The organism is Desulfothermus naphthae (assembly GCF_054657475.1).
Genome location: NZ_BAAHYQ010000001.1, coordinates 56154 through 75231 on the forward strand (window position 1 = coordinate 56154; position 19078 = coordinate 75231).

At 34.7% G+C, this 19078-nt stretch carries 16 protein-coding genes; 2 read left to right on the plus strand and 14 right to left on the minus strand.

All coding sequences use genetic code 11. The features are described from left to right. Positions 1 to 6 precede the first annotated feature (6 nt). The 9 genes from ACYQ1E_RS00275 to ACYQ1E_RS00315 all read right to left on the minus strand — a co-directional run bounded on the left by ACYQ1E_RS00275 (position 7) and on the right by ACYQ1E_RS00315 (position 11031). Positions 7 to 552: a pyruvoyl-dependent arginine decarboxylase gene (locus ACYQ1E_RS00275; protein ID WP_459874661.1), complete on the minus strand. Its 546-nt coding sequence runs from the start codon at positions 550 to 552 to the stop codon at positions 7 to 9. A gap of 18 nt (positions 553 to 570) precedes the next feature. Continuing rightward, positions 571 to 1191, minus strand: a complete 621-nt coding sequence (locus ACYQ1E_RS00280) for an SPOR domain-containing protein (protein ID WP_459874662.1) — start codon at positions 1189 to 1191, stop codon at positions 571 to 573. Positions 1192 to 1194: 3 nt separating this feature from the next. Further along, complete coding sequence (gene argS, locus ACYQ1E_RS00285) at positions 1195 to 2853, minus strand: arginine--tRNA ligase (protein WP_459874663.1); 1659 nt, start codon at positions 2851 to 2853, stop codon at positions 1195 to 1197. Positions 2854 to 2927: 74 nt separating this feature from the next. Next, on the minus strand, positions 2928 to 3128 hold the full coding sequence (locus tag ACYQ1E_RS00290; protein WP_459874664.1) for a hypothetical protein: 201 nt from the start codon (positions 3126 to 3128) through the stop codon (positions 2928 to 2930). Positions 3129 to 3194: 66 nt separating this feature from the next. Further along, on the minus strand, positions 3195 to 4127 hold the full coding sequence (fabD, locus tag ACYQ1E_RS00295) for an ACP S-malonyltransferase (RefSeq protein ID WP_459874665.1): 933 nt from the start codon (positions 4125 to 4127) through the stop codon (positions 3195 to 3197). An 83-nt stretch (positions 4128 to 4210) separates the two neighbouring features. After that, on the minus strand, positions 4211 to 7069 hold the full coding sequence (locus ACYQ1E_RS00300; RefSeq protein ID WP_459874666.1) for a DEAD/DEAH box helicase: 2859 nt from the start codon (positions 7067 to 7069) through the stop codon (positions 4211 to 4213). Continuing rightward, positions 7066 to 8445: a sigma-54-dependent transcriptional regulator gene (locus tag ACYQ1E_RS00305; protein ID WP_459874667.1), complete on the minus strand. Its 1380-nt coding sequence runs from the start codon at positions 8443 to 8445 to the stop codon at positions 7066 to 7068. The genes ACYQ1E_RS00300 and ACYQ1E_RS00305 overlap by 4 nt, the downstream gene beginning before the upstream one ends. 4 nt (positions 8446 to 8449) lie before the next feature. Further along, complete coding sequence (locus ACYQ1E_RS00310) at positions 8450 to 9856, minus strand: sensor histidine kinase (RefSeq protein ID WP_459874668.1); 1407 nt, start codon at positions 9854 to 9856, stop codon at positions 8450 to 8452. Further along, positions 9853 to 11031 (minus strand): pyridoxal phosphate-dependent aminotransferase, encoded by a 1179-nt coding sequence (locus tag ACYQ1E_RS00315; RefSeq protein WP_459874669.1) that lies wholly within the window; start codon positions 11029 to 11031, stop codon positions 9853 to 9855. Before ACYQ1E_RS00315 ends, ACYQ1E_RS00310 begins: the two co-directional genes overlap by 4 nt. Before the next feature lie 181 nt (positions 11032 to 11212). Between ACYQ1E_RS00315 and ACYQ1E_RS00320 the strand changes: the two genes are divergently transcribed. After that, entirely contained in the window at positions 11213 to 11947 is a 735-nt protein-coding gene (locus ACYQ1E_RS00320; RefSeq protein ID WP_459874670.1) for a tRNA1(Val) (adenine(37)-N6)-methyltransferase, read from the plus strand. Between the two features lie 27 nt (positions 11948 to 11974). After that, positions 11975 to 12586 (plus strand): DedA family protein, encoded by a 612-nt coding sequence (locus tag ACYQ1E_RS00325; protein WP_459874671.1) that lies wholly within the window; start codon positions 11975 to 11977, stop codon positions 12584 to 12586. On the opposite strand, the gene ACYQ1E_RS00330 is transcribed toward ACYQ1E_RS00325, so the two are convergent. From ACYQ1E_RS00330 to ACYQ1E_RS00350, 5 genes are all read right to left on the minus strand, one after another. Next, a complete protein-coding gene (locus tag ACYQ1E_RS00330) occupies positions 12576 to 14507 on the minus strand; it encodes a peptidase U32 family protein (RefSeq protein WP_459874672.1) in 1932 nt (643 codons plus the stop codon). The two genes, ACYQ1E_RS00325 and ACYQ1E_RS00330, sit on opposite strands and share 11 nt — an antisense overlap. Positions 14508 to 14552: 45 nt before the next feature. Further along, complete coding sequence (secF, locus tag ACYQ1E_RS00335) at positions 14553 to 15623, minus strand: protein translocase subunit SecF (RefSeq protein ID WP_459874673.1); 1071 nt, start codon at positions 15621 to 15623, stop codon at positions 14553 to 14555. A gap of 20 nt (positions 15624 to 15643) precedes the next feature. Beyond that, complete coding sequence (gene secD, locus ACYQ1E_RS00340; RefSeq protein WP_459874674.1) at positions 15644 to 17242, minus strand: protein translocase subunit SecD; 1599 nt, start codon at positions 17240 to 17242, stop codon at positions 15644 to 15646. Between the two features lie 19 nt (positions 17243 to 17261). Beyond that, a complete protein-coding gene (yajC, locus tag ACYQ1E_RS00345) occupies positions 17262 to 17606 on the minus strand; it encodes a preprotein translocase subunit YajC (protein ID WP_459874675.1) in 345 nt (114 codons plus the stop codon). A gap of 89 nt (positions 17607 to 17695) precedes the next feature. Then, complete coding sequence (locus ACYQ1E_RS00350) at positions 17696 to 19063, minus strand: M48 family metalloprotease (RefSeq protein WP_459874676.1); 1368 nt, start codon at positions 19061 to 19063, stop codon at positions 17696 to 17698. Positions 19064 to 19078: the final 15 nt, after the last annotated feature.

Genomic DNA, 19078 nt, shown 5'->3' on the forward strand with positions numbered 1-19078 from the left:
ACGCCCTTAGGGCAAAAAAACTACTGCTGAGATAGTAGTTGTCCACATACCACCAACACCTCTGGTAACACAGGGAGCAGACATGGAATCTATTATCTTTCCACTCATTAGATAAATCTCTCGTCTTTCATCATAATCCTTTTCTGGATCAAAATCTATTCCAAGGGTAGTTGCAAGCATTGTTGATGCCAAATCTTCTGCAAAATCGCCTATTTCCTTTTCATCTGCCCCAAAGGCATGGTGTTCTGAAATGTATCCATAGTGGGACTCATCTGCTGGAAAGGCGATACCCACCGCAGCCCCTACCAATCTGCCTTTTTCATTTGTTGCATTTTTCGCCATTACACAATAAGTTATCTGGCCAGGTTTTAACTCTTTTATGCCCTCATCTAGCGGTATAACCTGACATTTTGGTGGAAATATACTCGAGACATAGACCAGATTTTGTTTTTCAATTCTAGCATCTCTTAAGGCCAATTCAAATGACTGAAGTTTATTTTTATGCCTTCCAATTCCCTTTGTAAAAAAGGCCTTCTTAGGAACAAATGTCATTTTATTGCCTCCGTGAAGTTACAACTTCTTCCTCATTTTCACAATATAATCTTTAAATCCCATCTTACTTAACAACTCCATCTTGTCTTGTATGTAATCACTTGAACCTTGAATTACTACTAATACTCTATAAAAGCTGCTACCATTGATAGTTACCTCTTCTACTTTTGCTGAAAATTTTTTTTGGTGTAACCTTTTTACCAAAGACAGGGCATCTTTTTTATTTCTAAATGAACTTATTTGTATTATGTACTGGTAACGATGCTCCTTTTTAGATGCGTGAGAATATGATTCTTTAATATTGCTTTTTTTAGGAGAAACTATTTTACTTTCAATATCATTTTGCCTGACTTTGTTTAAAAAAGTTAGCTCAGTTGGGCTGAGGACCTTTTTATGGACATTTGGGGTTGGGTGTTGGGCAGAGGATTTTGAATTTATTGAAGAAGGTAATACCCTTTTTTTTAGAGGTGATATAATGTCAATAGGACCATATCCCCGTCCTACAATAACTCCGAGGATAAATGCCCACACTATTCCAAGAAAAAAAACAGAGCCAGCTAAAAAACATCCTTTAATACTGAGGGTTATATGAAAACCATTCTTTAGAGCTTTCTTTTTTGTATTTTTCGACTTTGCCAATTTCTACATCCTTTCAGGAGCACTTACTCCAAGCAAACAAAGTGATGTCTGTAAAACCTGTCTTACAGCCTTTAGAAGATACAATCTTGCCTTTATTACCATATCATCCTTTGCACCAAGTATTGGATATTTATTGTAGTATTTGTGAAATAGACCTGCTAAATCTATGACATAAAATGTAAGTATATGTGGTGAAAGAAGCCTTGCACATGTCATAATGATATCTTGAAATTCATTTAGTTTTTTAAGGATTTCTATTTCTTCTTCTTGATTTAATTTAGCTATTATTTTTTCAGGTGCAATATTAAGTTGTATATTCCTTTCTTTTGCCTTGGAAAAAACAGAACATATTCTTGCATGTGCATATTGACAATAATATACTGGATTTTCCATTGTCTTTTGCTTTGCCAAATCCAGATCAAAGTCAAGATGAGAGTCGCTTTTTCTTGACAAAAAAATAAATCTTGCTGCATCAACACCCACTTCATCTATTACCTGAGCAAGTGTTACAAATTCACCTGCCCTTGTTGACATTGATACTTGTTTTCCTCCTCTAACTAAATTGACAAGCTGAATTAATATTACCTGTAAATCCTCTCTATCTCTAGCCAATGCCTCAATTGCTGCCTTCATTCTAGGGATGTAACCATGATGATCTGCACCCCAAATATCTATTAATAATTCAAAACCCCTATCTAATTTATTTTTGTGATATGCAATATCTGATGCAAAATATGTAAGATCACCATTGGATTTTTTCAGCACCCTATCTTTATCATCACCAAATTTAGTGGAGGAAAACCACAAGGCACCATCTTTTTCATAAATAAGTTCCTTATCTTTTAGGGCTGAAAACGCATTTTCAACAGCACCATCCATTATCAAAGATTTTTCAGAAAACCATAAATCATGAGAAACCCTAAACTTTTTGAGGTCTTCTTTAATCTGTTGCAATATTATATCTTTACCAAAATCTGAACATATATTCATCGCCTCATCTTCTGGCAAATTTAGAAGGTCTTTTCCATATTTTTCCATAAGTAGCTTTGCAATATCTATTATGTATTCACCTTTGTAAGAATCCTCATCAAGCTGATCATCAAATCCCAGCAATTGTTTATATCTTACATAAATACTCTTTCCTAAGATCTTAATCTGTCTTCCTGCATCATTAATATAATATTCTGTGGAAACGTCAAATCCAGCAAATTTCAAAATACGGGACAAACTATCTCCCACTGCTGCACCTCTACCATGTCCAACATGTAGAGGGCCTGTTGGATTTGCAGAAACATATTCAATAAGGACCTTTTTCCCTTTGCCAAAATCGCACTGCCCATATTTTTCCTCTTTATTTAGGATCTCCAGTATCTCTTTTTGCCAGAAGGATTTAGACAAGGTAAAATTTAAGAACCCAGGACCAGCTATGTCTATTTTTTCAATAAATTCAGAATGATTATTTAAAATAAAATCCTTTATTTTTTCTGCAATGTTTCTGGGAGAATCCTTTAATTCCTTACTAAGGAGCATGGCAATATTTGTGGCAATATCCCCGAATTTCTTTTCTCTTGGTGGCTCAATTTGCACCCTCTCAGGAACAGATGCACCAAAACTCTCTACTGCTTTGTGTAACAATTTTTCCACAAAAAAAGACGCATTCACAATTCGTCCTCCTATAATCTCCTATTTTTATACGCCAAAAATTTGGATTACTTCTCATTTGTTTGATATTAACTTCATCTATTTAGTATTTCCATTATTTTTTCTTGCGAAACAAATTCATTTTTTCTTCCATCTTCTATGGCTTTACATAAAGCTATATCTTCTATTACTTCTTCAACAATATCTCTAAAAATTTCCTTTTTTTCTTGGAATAATTTAAAAACAATGTCTTCTAACATAGATTTTATCTCATCTTCTTTTATAATTATTTCCATTTTATCTCCTATAATTTCATAGTGATTTATTTTTTTAGCATCTAACAGATATTTTATCACTAACCTTTAGCTATAGGCCTTTACACCTTCTAAATCTTCAATTACCTTACATTCCCATTTATCTTCTTTATCTTTTAATATCCTCTTAATCAATCCACACAAAACACCCTTTGGGCCAAGTTCTAACCACTTTCTAACTCCATTGTCCCACTGGTTTTCTATAAGTTGCGTAAAATATACAGGGGATATCATCTGTTTTTTCATTATTTGCTTTATTTTTTCTCCTTTAGTTTCTGATAATGCAGTTGCATTAAAGAATATAGGAATAGCAGCATTATTAAACTTAAATTTATCCATGTAACTTGCTAGCTCTTTAGCTGCTTCTTCCATCAAAGGAGAGTGAAAGGCGCCTGATACAGGTAAAATAACAGAACGTGCCTTTTTTTTCTTTGCCACTTCACAGGCCATTTCAACAGCGTCTCCATCTCCACTTATGACCAATTGTTTTGGGCTATTGTAATTAGCAATGCACAGGACCTTACCTGTATTATCTTTTATTTCTGATACTATTTTTTCAACCTCTTCTTGTTTGAGCTTTAATATTGCTGCCATTTTACCTGGGGAACTTAAGCCCACTTCATACATGAGTTTTCCCCTAAGTGCCACGAGCTTTAATCCGTCATCTAGATCTAAAACCTTTGATACAATTAAGGCTGGATACTCACCAATGCTATGTCCTGCCAAAAAATCAGGATTTGGACCAAGTTTTGTCCACAAACTTATGCCAACCACGCAAAGTGCTGGCTGCTGATATTTTGTCTTTTTCATTTCTGACTCATCGCCATCCCAAAATATTTCCCTTAAAGGTGCCCCTGTTATCTTTTCAGCCTTTTTCCAGAGCTCCATAATGTCTTTATCACTGTCTGCTAAATCCCTTCCCATTCCCTTTTGTTGAGAACCTTGACCAGGAAATAATACGCACAATTTTTTATCTTGCATAAGCCCTACTCCTTGATTTTGTTGTGCTGCACCAGCTTCTTAAACCGGGGGAAAAGATAGGTCAACAAAATAATATTTATAAACTACCAAGTAATCTGCAATCTTACTCTCTTTCCTGCTTTATTGGAAAAATATATAAAACCATTATTTTTCCCAAACAAATACACATCCTTTGTAACTTCTACATCTCTTATGCAATATTCAACTATCTTGTCTATGTTTCCCTCTTTCCACCACTTAAGGGCCAAAAGCCCGTTTGCATTTTTTCCTACATTCAAAGTAGCCTTTGCCACATTGTCTAAAGAGATCCTATATCCAAGTCTTTTATGTATTTCAATTAATAGATCCAGGGTTGGCAATGAAGTTAAGTCATAAGAGGTATATGGTGCTAGGACACTATAGTCAAATTTTTTGATATTATAACCAATTATCAAATCAAGTGTCTTTAATTCTTCAAATAATTTATCTATATTTTCTTCATAAAAAACCAGATAATCATTTTTCTTCCTATGGTATAAAACAGCACAACTAACCCTCATGGCATGAGCATTTTTCCATCCACCTACTTCTTTTGCAGACTTTTGAGTCTCTATATCTAACACTCCAAAATTAATATGTTCATTTTTCTGCCTCATTTCATTTTTAATAGAATGTGATTTTTTACGTCTATCTGGATATTTATTATCACCATAAATAAGGTGCAAAATATATTTTGTGCATTCTTTATCAAGAGGTCTGTTTCCAGAACCACATTTTGGAGAGTAGATACATTTAAAACATCCCATACTACAATCACAACTATTTAATATATCCTTTGCAATTGAAAATAAAACATCTATTTTTTCATAGCCCTCTTTTGATATGCCTATCCCACCTTCTACACCATCATAGATAAAAACAACTGGTGACTTTAACTTGTCAAAAAAATCAATGGAAATTCCGCCTATATCATTTCTGTCCATAAGAACAACATATGGCATTACACCAATTAATAGGTGCTCTAAACCATGTATTCCTCCCATAAAGTGCATAAATTTTTTTTCTGAATATTCCTTAAATTCAACTGGCAATTGAATCCACATCCCTTGGGTTTCAAATTCAATTGGATCCAGATCCAGTTCATTGAAATTTATAAGGGTTTGATCCTTTGTCCCTCTTTTTTCAAATCCCAAAAAATTTTCTTTTATCTTCAATTTTCCATAACCAATCTTTAGGTTTTTAAAATACTTTTCATTATACCATTCTAAAATTGAAGTAGATTTTTTTACAATGAGTTTTGTAAAGTATTTTACATCTACTCTTTTGCATACAACCTGTTTTTCATGTATGTCTAATTTTTCCACTTTATAGGTCTTTGTATTGTGCAGGTATATTGCTCCAGGATATGTCTCATGATGTGCCCTGTATTTATCAATTGTACCAATTATATTTCCATTATTGTCTAAGATGATAAAATTATTTGAGCTTGACCTTATATGTACTTTTCTATGTATATCTGTATCTGTTGAATATATTTCTCTTGTGTTTTTATCTTCAATAAGAATTCCATCTTCTATTAATTTTCTTACATAATCTTTTTCCTTTTGACCATTAAATTCCGTTAATTTTATAGGCAACTCTGTTGCTGCACACATAAGGTGTTTGGTCATAATCTGTTCATTATAGGGATTTATAGCAATATTCTCAGGACTTAGTCTAAAAAAGTTTTCTGGATGGGATAGGATATATTGATCGAGATTGTCCTCTCCGCCAATTAAAATTACTCCACTTTTTTGCATCTTCCTTCCAACCCTGCCTGCTCTTTGAAAAAAAGACATAACTGAACCTGGATATCCAACAAGAATACAAAGATTCAATCCACCAATGTTGATACCTGCCTCTAAAGCTGAAGTTGAGACAACACCAATTATCTCTCCCTTTGTTAATTTTGCCTCAATTTCCCTTCTATCTTCGGGCAAAAGTCCTGCCCTATAAACACTTACCCTATCTCCAAGATAACCTAACTTACTTTTTGTCCATGCACCAATTAGTTCTGTCAGTTTTCTTGAGTTTGTATAAACAATGGTTCTAAGTCCTCTTAGCACTGCGGATTTTAATAGCAAAAAACCTGTTTTTGCTGGCCCATATAACATTGGATTTATAAAAATAAATTCCTGCTCACCCTTTGGAGAACCGGTTTTTGATATGTGCACTGGTGTTCTTCCAGTTAATTTTTCCACAAGTTCCAGTGGATTTCCAATTGTTGCTGAGCAAAATATAAAAATTGGATATGCGCCATAAAAATTACATATTCTAATGAGCCTCCTAAACACCCATGCCATGTGAGAACCCATAACCCCCTTATAGGTGTGCACTTCATCAACAACGATGAATTTGAGATTCATAAAAAAATCTTTCCATGCCATGTAATTTGGCAATATACCAATGTGTAACATATCAGGATTTGACATAAGGATATTTGGGGGCCTTTGTCTTAGCTTATATCTTTTAAAATATGACGCATCTCCATCATATACATCCAAAGAAGGCTTTTTAATATTTGAAGAAAGATTTTTAAGAAAATTATTTAATTGTTGAAGTTGATCCTGGGCAAGGGCCTTTAAAGGAAAGAGGTATAGAGCAGTTGATGAGGGATTTTTTAAAAAATAATTTAATACTGCCAGATTATAAATAAGAGATTTACCACTTGCAGTGGGTGTTGAAACCACTACATCTATGTCTTGACTCAACAATTTTAGGGCCTCGGTCTGATGGGTATATAATTTTTGAATAGAATTTTTTTTCAAGAGCCTTTTAATATCTCCATTTAAAAATTCTAAGTCCTCTCCATATGTTGGGCTTGTTCCCTTTATCTTTTTTGTGTAAACTATCTGGTCTTTAAATAATTTGGAAGTCTTTAGATCAGATAAAAAGCCATCCAGCGCCTTTTTGTGGGTGTTCATGGTTTTACAGAAATATTGTATTTCTTCATTTTATATTGCAGCAAACTCTTTGAGATCCCGAGCATCTTTGCTGCCTTGACCTGGACAAAATTGCTTTTAACAAGGGCACGCCTAATTAAGGCTGCCTCAATTTTTTCGAGTGCTTCACTTAAATTTATATTATCAGGGAGCATATCCACTGCACTTTTAAACTGCCTGGACTCATCCTTTAGTTCTGCTGGAAGGTCAGCCACTCCAATCATATCAGATTGCGTCAAAACTACTGCACTCTCTATGATATTTTCAAGTTGCCTCACATTCCCAGGCCAATTATATGCTGTTAAAAGCTGCATTGCCTCAGGGGTAAATCCTTTTATGTCTTTATTATTCTCCCTACTATATTTTTTCAAAAAATGGCCAGCTAAAAGAGGGATATCTTCTGGTCTCTCCCTTAAGGGAGGTAGTTCAATATTCACCACATCTAATCTATAATAGAGATCTTCTCTGAATCTGCCTTGTTCTACTTCTTTTTTTAGATCTTTATTTGTAGCAGCTATGACTCTAAAATCAGATTTTAAGGTCTTGAGGCCCCCAACACGCTCAAAGGCATGCTCCTGTATCACCCTGAGCAGCTTTGGCTGTAGTTCAAGGGGAAATTCGCCTATTTCATCTAAAAAAATAGTGCCGCCATGTGCGAGTTCAAACTTCCCCCTTTTTTGTGCTATTGCCCCAGTAAAAGAGCCCTTTTCGTGTCCAAAAAGCTCACTTTCCAAAACCCCTGGATTTAGGGCTGTACAATTTATTGCAACAAAAGGCTGATCTTTCCGCTTGGATAAGTAATGTATTGCCTTTGCCACCAATTCCTTTCCTGTGCCAGATTCTCCAGTTATCAATACATTGGCATTTGTCAAAGCAACCCTTTTTATCAAGAGGTGAAGCTGTTTTATTGCTGGACTAACTCCTATTATTTTCTTTATCGAATGGTTTTGTTCCATTGATTCCACAAGGAGCTTATTCTTTCTATAGGCATCTGCAATCTTTACAGCCTTAGACACAGAAAGCAAAAGGTCATCATTGGAAAATGGTTTATTTATATAGTCAAATGCCCCGCACTTCATTGCCTCAACAGCACCATCCACTGAACCATAGGCAGTCATTATAATAACAGGCATCTGAGGATGAATTTCTTTTATTCTTTCAAGGAGTTCCTGACCATTTATGCCAGGCATCTTAAAATCAGTAATAACCACATCTACTTCTGACTCTTTTAAATACATAAGGGCCATCTCAGGATCCTGCATAATTGTAACATCATAACCTTCTTCAGAAAGAAGCGCATCCAATAAAACTAAATAGTTCTTCTCATCATCTACCACTAATATGTGAGGCAAAGACATAAAACTAATCTCCTATTTTGGGAAATTTTAATTCAACCACTCCCCCTTGATCATTTTTTAATTCCATCTTTATTCCATGTTTTTTAAAAATATTATAAGCAATGGGAAGGCCCAGTCCAGTACCAAAATCTTTTGTTGTAAAAAAAGGCTCTAAGTATTTATCCATTAAGGATGCATCAAATCCAGAACCTGTATCCCTTATAATAAGAGAGTTTCCTTCCCATCTGATTTCCACTTTTCCACCTTGCTTTACTGCCTCAATTGCATTGTTGATAATATTGTATATAGCCCTATATAAAAGATTTTTATCTCCTTTAATAATTATTGACTCTGGAAGTTCCCTCTTAAGCTCAATATCCCTCTTGTTTGCCTCTTGTGTGAAAAAGTATATACACTCATTAATTATATTCACAAGATCAATTTCTTCTAATCTTGGCTCCTTTGGTCTTGCATAGTCGAGAAAATCATTTACAATGCATGATAGTCTCTTCGATTCTTCAAAAATGGCCTTAGAGAGCTTTGCTTCCACTCCCTGATTATTTACAAACTTTTTTGAAAGTATTTCAGCGCTGCTTAAGATTATACCTAAAGGATTTTTTATTTCATGGGATATAGTTGCAACCATCCTGCCCATTGCTGCAAGTTTTTCATTTTGATACATAGCCCTCTCTAATTCCTCTTTTTCTTTTATCCTTTCCTGGAGTATTTTATCAGCCCTTAAAATAACTACATATAACAAGATAAAAAGGATTAAAGAAGAAAAAAATACGGCAATTGTTATTAAAAATTGAAAATAGTAAATAGTTTCATAATCCTCGGATATGTCCTGAGAAAATTCTAAAATTCCAATAATCTGGCCTGCATTTTTGGGAAAAAGTTCCCTTTCAATGCGTAGAGGAAACAAGGTATAAAGGACTACTGATCTTTCTTTTAATTTAAATGGCCAGAGATTAAGTCTCTTATTTTTTTCAACCTTAAACTTGAGCTTACCGCCCAAGACTTCTTTAAAAAAAGACATGGGCCTTTTTGTTCCAACAAATTCTTTGTTTGTAGAATAGGAAACCCTGCCTTTTAAATCGTATATCTTAATGTCCAGGACCTTAAACCCATGAATAGTGGATCTGACCACCAGATCAAGCCTTTCATATTGCTCCCTTCTCTTTAATTCCACCCTTCCAAAACCCAGCACAGTAGGTAACAAAAACCTCTGATAAATTTGATGATTTAAATTTTCTCCAAGGAGTTTGGCATATTGCTTGTCTTTTTTTAGCACTGTTTTTTTTGCATAATTGCTGATTATAACAGTTAAGAAAAATCCTGAACCTATAATCAAAATTAAAGAGGTCCAGGACAGAAATTTGGCCACTTGAAAAGGATGTGCGGGATCCGGTGTGAGTCTTGGTAAAATCATAATTCTCTTAAGGCCTTTTCTACCTGGTCCATTGCCCTTTCTAATACTGATATATCTACTGCATAGGAGAATCTAATGCATCTGTCATCTCCAAATGCAGCACCTGGAACCAGGGCAACGTGTGCTTTATCCAACAAATACTCACACAACTTGGTGGAATTGTTAATTTCGTCTGTGTATAACCCATCTACCTTGGGAAATACATAAAATGCACCCATCGGCTCTGGACAACTAATTCCATTAATTGAATTTATCCTCTTTAAGATATAGTTTCTTCTCTCTAAAAATTTCTTCCTATTTTCTTCTAAAAAGGACAAATCTCCCAAAAGGCCTTTTAATGCAGCCATCTGGGCTATTGAACACACATTTGATGTGGATTGTCCCTGAAGCTTTGATAAATTCTTTATAACTGTGCTATCAGAAATTACATACCCAATCCTCCACCCTGGTACAGCAAAGCTCTTGGCAAGGCCATTTACTATTGCAACTTTATCTGGATATTTTTTAAACCACTTTGAGGTAGAAGTGGGTTCTGCAGGAGGATAAATTAACTGATCATATATCTCATCTGAAATAATAAAGATCCCTTTTTTAATGGCAAACTCACATATCTCATCAAATTGTTTTTGTGCATAATGGCACCCTGTTGGATTTGATGGAGTATTTAAAATAAGTATCTTTGTCTTTTCTGTGATATGTTTTTCAAGCTCAGATGGTGATGTCATAAAGTTATTTTCTGGATCTGTTGGAACTATCTTTGGAACTCCTCCTGCCAAAATAACCATAGCAGGATAACTTAGCCAATATGGAGCAGGAATTAGGACCTCATCACCTGGATCAACCAAAATCTGCATTAGATTAAATAAACCTTGCTTACCTCCATTTGTAATTATTACATTTTCTCTCTTTGCCCCTGCATCATAAAATCTATTGTAATATTCACACACAGCATCTAATACCTCTGGAAGACCTGCAGCAGGGGTGTATTTTGTCATAACCCTATCAATTGCCTCCCTTGCTCCATCCAAAACACTTTTAGGTGGTGGAAGGTCTGGTTGGCCAACTGCCAGACTGATTACCTCTACTCCCTGGCTTTTAAGTTCACTGGCCCTTGCATTAATGGTAAGAGTAGCTGATGGCTTTACCATTGAAATCCTTTTGGAAAAAGCTACCATTTTAGTCTCCTTATGTTAAAATTTGTTTGAACTTTTTAAAATTTCCCTTTAGGTTTTAGGGGTGCATGGAATGGTTACCTAGCAAAAATATATGTGCCTGTAAACTTGCTAAAGACTAAAATGTAACCTATTAGCAATCTTCATCACAACAAAGAGCAAAAAAGAGATTTAACATTATCTAATGGGCAAAAATGATTTTCCAAAGGGCCTTGTGCAACCTGATAGAGGCCACAAATTTTCAATTGATTCAGTCTTTCTCTCCTGTTTTGTAAATCCCCAAAAAGGACAAAAAATCATTGACTTAGGATGTGGATGTGGGGTGATTTCCATAGGCATTTTACTAAAAAATCAAGAAGCAAAGCTAAAAATTGTGGGCATAGATATAGATCCATCCATGATTGAATGTGCAAAGGAAAACGCCAAAAAATTTGGTGTTGAAAAAGAATTTACCCTAATTTTGGGTGATGTGAAAAAAATAAAACAAATAAAGGAAATCAAATCAGGGGAGTTTGATATTGGAGTGATAAATCCCCCATATCGAGATAGACAAATGGGAAGACTGTCTTTTTATAGTGGGAAAAATAGGGCAAGATTTGAAGAGCAGGCCACCTTAGATGACTTTATTTGTGCAGCCCATCTTTTAATAAAAAACAGGGGACGTGTTTTTATTGTATATTTATCTGAGAGGATTGTGTATTTATTTTCAGTGCTCAAAAAATACAATTTTGAGCCCAAGAGGATAAGATTTATCCATGGACACAAGGACAAACCATCAAAAATATTTTTGCTAGAAGCAATAAAAAATGGAAACCCCTCACTAACTGTTGAACCACCCATTATCCAGTATAAAAATAGTTCTGGAAAAAACCAATACACCGATGATACGCTAAAATTTTGTCCTTTTTTAATACCATAACTACCTGGGTTTAAGGTGAATAAATCTATGATCATTGAACTAGTTGATTTAGCCAGATCACTTGCCCAGACCCATGCTTTTTTATGTTACACTTTTGTATTTCTCATATCCTATCTGGAATCCTTTGCATTTGTAGGACTTATTATGCCTGGGGCTGGATTTGCATTTTCTGTGGGACTCATGGCATATCACAATATTTTAAATATCTTTTTTTGTATTCTATCAGGGGCAATTGGAGCAATTTTAGCTGATCTCTCAAGTTTTTTTCTGGCAAAGTATCTAAGGGACAAAAGGGCCTTTTTTAAAATTAAACAAAAATATTCTGAGCAAATAGAAAAGGGAGAAGATTTTTTTGATAAATATGGCGCTGTAAGTGTGTTTATTGGAAGATTTATTGGTATTTTTAGACCTGTTATTCCCTTTATTGCAGGGCTGTTAAACATGAACCCTCTTCTTTTTATATTTTTTTCCTCTCTAAGTGGAATACTCTGGGGAATATCTTATTTTGGATCAGGATATCTCTTTGGCATGGGAATAACCTATGTGGACTTTACAGATCCCAAAATAATAGCTCTCTTTATTTTAATTTTGATCTTAATTTATCTCCTTTCAAAAAGAATAAAAAAAACTAAAAGTTAAATGGTTTTTCTTTCAAAGAAGCTTCAACTGCAAATTCCAAAAACAACTTAAAACCAGCGCTCTTTAATTGTTCCATTTTGGAAGTTAAGTTGATTTCCTTTTTTGGGAATAAATAATAATTTTTATACAACCTATCCATCCACATGGGTTCATTTCTTGGACTATATATAATTGCTTTAAGGGGAATTTCTTCATGCTTTGTCCTGGATATTGTATAAGGCCAAAGACCTTTTACAAATACTCCTAATGGAATAGGAGATGCCTTTACTATATCTGCAAGTAAATTAATATCTTTTAATTCTGGAGATAAAACTGCTCCCTTAAATCCCATATCAAATGCCAGATTTAAACCTTCACTATTTGTTATATTTGAAAATGGTCCAAGCCAAGCACATATAGCATCCAAAGGGGTAAGAGATGCATGGAATAGAGAATTAAATACAAAAAATTTAATGCCCTTTGACACTAAATTATTAATACATCTTTTCCATCTATCTTCATCTTCTGGCCAGAGAACTGGATCTAAAAATATCCACGTATCCCTTGGCAAAAAGCCAGGCTTGAAATCTGGATCATAGACCCATATACCAGTTAATCCTTTTTTTCTCCTTCTAACCTTAGAAACATCTCTGTACACAGTGAGATAGACAATAGAATGTTTGGACTTCTTAAGATTGATCCTTGGTTTTCTGGGTTCTAACTCCTCTGTATAATATTTATATTTGTTCTTATTATTGGCTATCTTCAACCACTCCCCTTTTAGTTTGTTTACCCCTTCTACGAGTTTAGATTCTTTTCTATCGATTAAAAACACAGGCTGACCTGCTTCTGTTTTGATATTTAAAGTATGTTTTTTTCCTTTTTTAATAAATCTATTAATTTTTATAATATTGTGGCCTTTTTTGTCTTCATAGGAAATTCTTATTCTATCACCTGCCATTAGATCTATCTTGGGCCTTATATAAACCTTTCCTTTTGTCACAAAAGTCTTCCCAATCTCATATCCTGATGCAGATTCGCTGTAAGGATCAACAGGAATATATCTACGGTGGGAGAGAAAAAAATAATGGGTTGTTGGCCTTCCAAGGCTCATTTCAATTAGTTCCATTGCAAATTTCTTTGCTTTAGAATCATTTATATTGTCTCTCAAAATCTTGTATGCCTTTGTTATATAATAGACATAATGTGGACTTTTTTTCCTGCCTTCAATCTTAAAACTCACAACCTGAGGAATCTTCATAAGTATTTTTATTAATACATCCAGGCTCAAATCCCTGCATGAAAAATACTTACCCTTCACATCGTTAAATGTGTATATACGCCGACATGGCTGAACACACTCTCCCCTAAGTCCCATCTTTCCGCCAAGCATGCCAGACCAATAACACCTACCAGACACACCATAACAAAGTGCTCCATGAACAAATACTTCTAACCCAACACTACCACAATTTTGAGATAAATATTTTATTTCATCAATGGTGAGTTCCCTTGGGAGTACTACACGCTGAACACCAAGTTTTTTTAAAAAATTAAAGGAACAAGCCAGAGAGACATTGGCAAGAGTGGAAATATGAATTTCAAAATCAAAATTTTTATGGATTAGATTTAAAAGGCCTGGGTCTTGAATAATCAATGCATCAGGCTTTACAAACTTTGCCAAGTCTTCTAAATAAAAAAAAATTTTGGTGAGTTCGTCCTCGTATATAATGGAATTTAATGCTACATAAACTTTAACACCTTTTAAATTTGCAAATTCACTCAGGCTAATAAGTTCTTTTATGTCAAAATTTGTTGCCTTGGCTCTAGCAGAGAATTCTTTTAATCCTATATAAACTGCATCTGCACCTGCTAAAATAGCAGCAAAAAAACACTCCTTATCACCTGCTGGTGACAAAATTTCAGGTAATTTTTGACTCATAATTTATGCCAATAAAATAAAAGGGGGAATTTATTCCCCCTCTCCTCATGCTGGTTGATGGACCTTTTCAGATCTTTTCTCAGGGGTAGGGCCTATGCCCAAAAGGATTGAACTTGCTATATAAATTGAAGAATAAGTACCAACTATTATTCCAATAAAAAGAGAAAGGGCAAAATTAAATATTACTCCTCCACCTAAAAGCAACATGGCTAGAACAACTAGCAAAGTTGTTCCAGAAGTAAGGAGCGTCCTGCTAAGAGTTTGATTTATTGATTCATTAATAATATCAAATAGGGGTTTTTTCTTTTTAGGTCCCCTTAAATTTTCTCTTATCCTATCAAATATAACTATTGTATCGTTTAAAGAATATCCAATAATAGTCAAAAGTCCTGCAACAACTGTTAGATCGAACTCTCTGTTAAATAAGGAAAAGAACCCAACAGTAATCATCACATCGTGAATAAGGGCAACAACAGCTCCAAGTGCATAATTTAGTTTCAGATACCAGCATAAGACCAAGGTAATAATAATTGCCGCCATTATTAAAATTGAGTCAGGCATATGAAGGAGCTTTAAAATATATACCCCTGTTGATAGGGCTATTGCCACAATGGCTGCGGTTCCCCACTTTTGTTCAAACCTTCCTGAGATATATATGGAAATCAGCAAAACAGCGTAAAATAAGGCTTCAAGGGCCTTATTTTTTAGCTCAGAACCAATTTTTGGTCCAACCATCTCAAGGCGTTGTATTTCAAAAGGAACTTTTAATTTTTTTAAACAGTCCGCTACTCGATGTCTTATAATTTCTGGTTGTTCCTCTGAAACCCCTGCTCTAAGTAAATATTGATTTAGGTTCTTTTGTCCAAATCTCTGGACTCTTAATCCTTTTAGATGGGCATCCTTTAAAGCCTTTTTTATCTCTTTTACCTCTAATGGTTGTGCAAATTTGACCTGAATATTGATTCCACCGGCAAAATCAATCCCGTAATTTAATCCACCCTTAACAATTATGCTTATTATTCCAATCAAAATTAATGTAATGGACAAAAATGCAGCTACCTTCCTCTTGCCCATAAAATTGATATTTGTCTCCGGCTTAATCAACTCTATACCCATGGTTTAATTCTCCTAAGGAATTATAATTTAAAACTTGCACCCTTTTTTACTTTTTTTAACCAAAGGGCAAAGAATATTTTTGAGACATAAATAGCAGTAAACATAGAAGCAAATGTACCCACAGACAAGGTTACTGCAAATCCGCGAACAGGTCCACTACCAAATTGATATAAAATTATTGCAGCGAGTATAGTTGTTAAATTGGCATCTACAATAGTTAGTGTAGACCTAGAAAAACCTATTTCCACAGCCTTTTGAGGAGGAAAACCTTTTCTTAATTCTTCTCTAATCCTCTCAAATATGAGTACACTAGCATCCACTGCAGTACCAATTAATAATATAAGTCCTGCAATACCTGGCATAGTCAATGTTGCGCCAAAACCAGCTAACACTGCAATGACCAATATGAGGTTCAAAACAAGAAGCGTATCAATTATAAGCCCACCAACTCCATAGTAAATTATGGTAAAAATAAAGACCAGTGCGCCACCTACCAATATTGAAGTAAGTCCCTGTTTAATAGATTGTTCTCCAAGAGATGGTCCAACAGATGACTCATGAAGCACCTCTACTGGCGCAGGCAGAGATCCAGCCCTTAAAACAATAGCTAAGTCATGGGCCTCTTCCAAAGTAAATCTCCCAGTTATTGAAGCCCTTCCTCCACTTATTTTTTCCCTGATAACCGGTGCAGAATATACTTTATTATCAAGGATAATAGCCAGCCTTTTATTTACATTCTCGCCTGTTACCCGCTCAAATATCCTTGCCCCTCGTCTGTTAAAACTCAAGGTAACATATGGTTGATTAAATTGATCAAAGATAACAGAGGCATCTGTAATATAATCCCCAGTTAGTACAGCAGCCTTTTTCACAACAATAAGTTCTTTTGTATAAGATCCATCTGGTCTCTTTTTATAAAGATATAAAACCTCATCATCTATGGGGATATCTCCTTTTTCTATTTGTTCTTTGCTAACCCCATCATCCACAAGTTTAAATTCAAGGTGCGCAGTTTTCTTGATAATATTTATGGCACGTTCGGCGTCTTCAATACCTGGAAGTTGTACCTGTATCCTGTAATTTTCTAACTTTCTAATATCTGGCTCAACTACCCCAAACTGGTCTATCCTGTTTCTAATAACCTTTAAGACCTGATCAATGGTCAAATCTTTAAGCTTTTTTTTGTATTCCTCTTTGAGGGTAATTAAATATTTTTTCCTGGTTTTTATATCCTCAATTTTGAGGACCTTAATTTGTGAATTGAAATATCTTTTAATTATATCATCTACTACTTGAGCCTTATTACCCTCTACCAAATAAAATGAGAGTTGATCTTTCCCTATTAAACGAGGACGAATAATTAGAGCACCTTTTTTTCTTGCCTCTGCCCTTATATCTTCACCTATCTGCTCAAGACCATTTGATATGGCCTTATCCATATCAACTCCCAGGACCAGGTTGATACCGCCCTGGAGATCTAATCCCAATTTAACCCTGTTCTTAGGCAAAAATTTAGCCAGTGTAGAATCTTTAGATATAAAAGAAGGTAAACCAAATAAAACACCAAAGCCCAAGACTATGCATGCAACTATAACTCGCACCCTTAGGTTACCAAACATTTTCTCTATCCTCTAAGTTTTATTTAGAACCTTTTTCCGTTCTCTTGCGATTGGAAGCAAGGGCAGAAATGAAATTTCTATTTACCTTTACTATTACTTTATTTGCTATTTCTAAAGACAATTTATCTCCATTTATATCCACTATCCGACCATAAAGTCCACCACTTGTTATGACCACATCCCCTTTTCTTAAACTCTCCAACATCTCCCTGTGTTCTTTTGCCTTTTTTTGTTGTGGACGAATAAGTAAAAAATAAAAAATTGCGAATAAAATAATCAAAGGCATAAATGCCATAATAGGATTCTGAGAATGAGTTCCACCCTGTGATTGTGCCATTGCAAAGGCTATAGTTTCAAAAAACATAACAACTCCCTTATGTTAAAAATTAATTGCCATTAATTTTAATAAAACATCACACCAGATATCCTAAAAAAATAAAAGGTGTCAAGTTTTTACCAATATTTCTTCCATTTATTGTACTCCTGCTCAAATTTTTTTAAAATTCTTTTTTCTTGGTTTGACTTAGCAAGAGACTTTGCCCTACACCAATATTTATTCATCAAATCTTTATCTCCCTTATAAAGTGCAGCATAGGCATAATGGATATATCCATAAAAGGGAGATACATATCTTCCCATAATTCGACCTAAAAGTGTATGTATTTCGCTATCAAAAGGTACAAATTTTAAGATTTTATTTAAATCATCAATAGCCAGCTTAGGTTGTTGCTTATCTCCATAAATCCTTGCTCTAAAATAAAGGGCAAAATAATCCTTCTCATTTATTGTTATTGCCCTATTTAAATATTTCAGGGCATAGTCCATTTTCCCCAGTCTAAAATAAAACCTGCCCTTTTCTCGATCCCAGAACTCAAGTTTCTTTTCACAATAATCATCTCTCATTAATTGTTCGGCTTCTTTTATCTTGTTTTTTTTAAGTAATGCAAATGAGTTAACTAATCTTCTACAGCACTGATCTTTTAATCTATGAGCAAGATCCAGGGCAAGGTCTGGATCTATATAGTGTGCTAACACCAGGGCCTTAACTTTTTCAAACTCGTTATTTGATCTTTTTTTTCCTTTTGATGGAAAAAACTTTTGCATCTGCTCTAAATAGGATATCCTCTCCTCAATTCCTGGATGGGTCAAAAAATATGGAGGCACGTTATTTTCACCAGATAAGACCTTTTGTTTTTTTAATTTTAAAAAAGCTTTAACCATTGCAGAGGAAGGATATCCAGCCTTAACAAGATATTGAATTCCTACCTGATCTGCTTCCCTTTCCTGTTTCCTTGTATATTTTAGCATTGCACTCTGAACCCCTGCAACAGAACCAACTGCAACAGCCTGTCCCACAGAACTTCCAACAAGTGCACCAGCCAATACCCCTACCAGGGATCCTATGGAAAACAACTTTTGTCTCTTTATACTTGCTGCAATATGTCTCTGCGTCACATGGGCAAATTCATGGGACAAAACAGAGGCAAGTTCTGCCTCTGTATCCATAAGGGCAATTATGCCAGTGTATACAAATACATGTCCACCTGGTCCAGCAAAGGCATTTATTTGAGAGCTGTATATAACATCCACTGTAATATCAAATGGCTGGGGAGGGAGAGCAGATTTGAGTCTACTTGCAATCCCTCTTATATAATTTACAATGTATGGATCATATACTATAGGGAAATGAGTAGTTATATAAACATAAAATTTTTTACCCAGTTTTGCTTCATCAGATATGGTAAAATCGGCCACTGAGGCAAAAGATATTTTAGTTATCCATACCAAAACAATTAAAAAGACAATTATTTTCCTTTTCAATAAAAACCTTCTCCC

What these genes read in the sequence shown, in the direction of transcription:
- ACYQ1E_RS00275 (WP_459874661.1), bottom strand. Translation starts at nt 552, where the DNA reads ATGACATTTGTTCCTAAGAAGGCCTTTTTTACAAAGGGAATTGGAAGG.
- ACYQ1E_RS00290 (WP_459874664.1), bottom strand. Translation starts at nt 3,128, where the DNA reads ATGGAAATAATTATAAAAGAAGATGAGATAAAATCTATGTTAGAAGAC.
- fabD (WP_459874665.1), bottom strand. Translation starts at nt 4,127, where the DNA reads ATGCAAGATAAAAAATTGTGCGTATTATTTCCTGGTCAAGGTTCTCAA.
- ACYQ1E_RS00300 (WP_459874666.1), bottom strand. Translation starts at nt 7,069, where the DNA reads ATGAACACCCACAAAAAGGCGCTGGATGGCTTTTTATCTGATCTAAAG.
- ACYQ1E_RS00305 (WP_459874667.1), bottom strand. Translation starts at nt 8,445, where the DNA reads ATGTCTTTGCCTCACATATTAGTGGTAGATGATGAGAAGAACTATTTA.
- ACYQ1E_RS00310 (WP_459874668.1), bottom strand. Translation starts at nt 9,856, where the DNA reads ATGATTTTACCAAGACTCACACCGGATCCCGCACATCCTTTTCAAGTG.
- ACYQ1E_RS00315 (WP_459874669.1), bottom strand. Translation starts at nt 11,031, where the DNA reads ATGGTAGCTTTTTCCAAAAGGATTTCAATGGTAAAGCCATCAGCTACT.
- ACYQ1E_RS00320 (WP_459874670.1), top strand. Translation starts at nt 11,213, where the DNA reads ATGGGCAAAAATGATTTTCCAAAGGGCCTTGTGCAACCTGATAGAGGC.
- ACYQ1E_RS00325 (WP_459874671.1), top strand. Translation starts at nt 11,975, where the DNA reads ATGATCATTGAACTAGTTGATTTAGCCAGATCACTTGCCCAGACCCAT.
- ACYQ1E_RS00330 (WP_459874672.1), bottom strand. Translation starts at nt 14,507, where the DNA reads ATGAGTCAAAAATTACCTGAAATTTTGTCACCAGCAGGTGATAAGGAG.
- secF (WP_459874673.1), bottom strand. Translation starts at nt 15,623, where the DNA reads ATGGGTATAGAGTTGATTAAGCCGGAGACAAATATCAATTTTATGGGC.
- secD (WP_459874674.1), bottom strand. Translation starts at nt 17,242, where the DNA reads ATGTTTGGTAACCTAAGGGTGCGAGTTATAGTTGCATGCATAGTCTTG.
- yajC (WP_459874675.1), bottom strand. Translation starts at nt 17,606, where the DNA reads ATGTTTTTTGAAACTATAGCCTTTGCAATGGCACAATCACAGGGTGGA.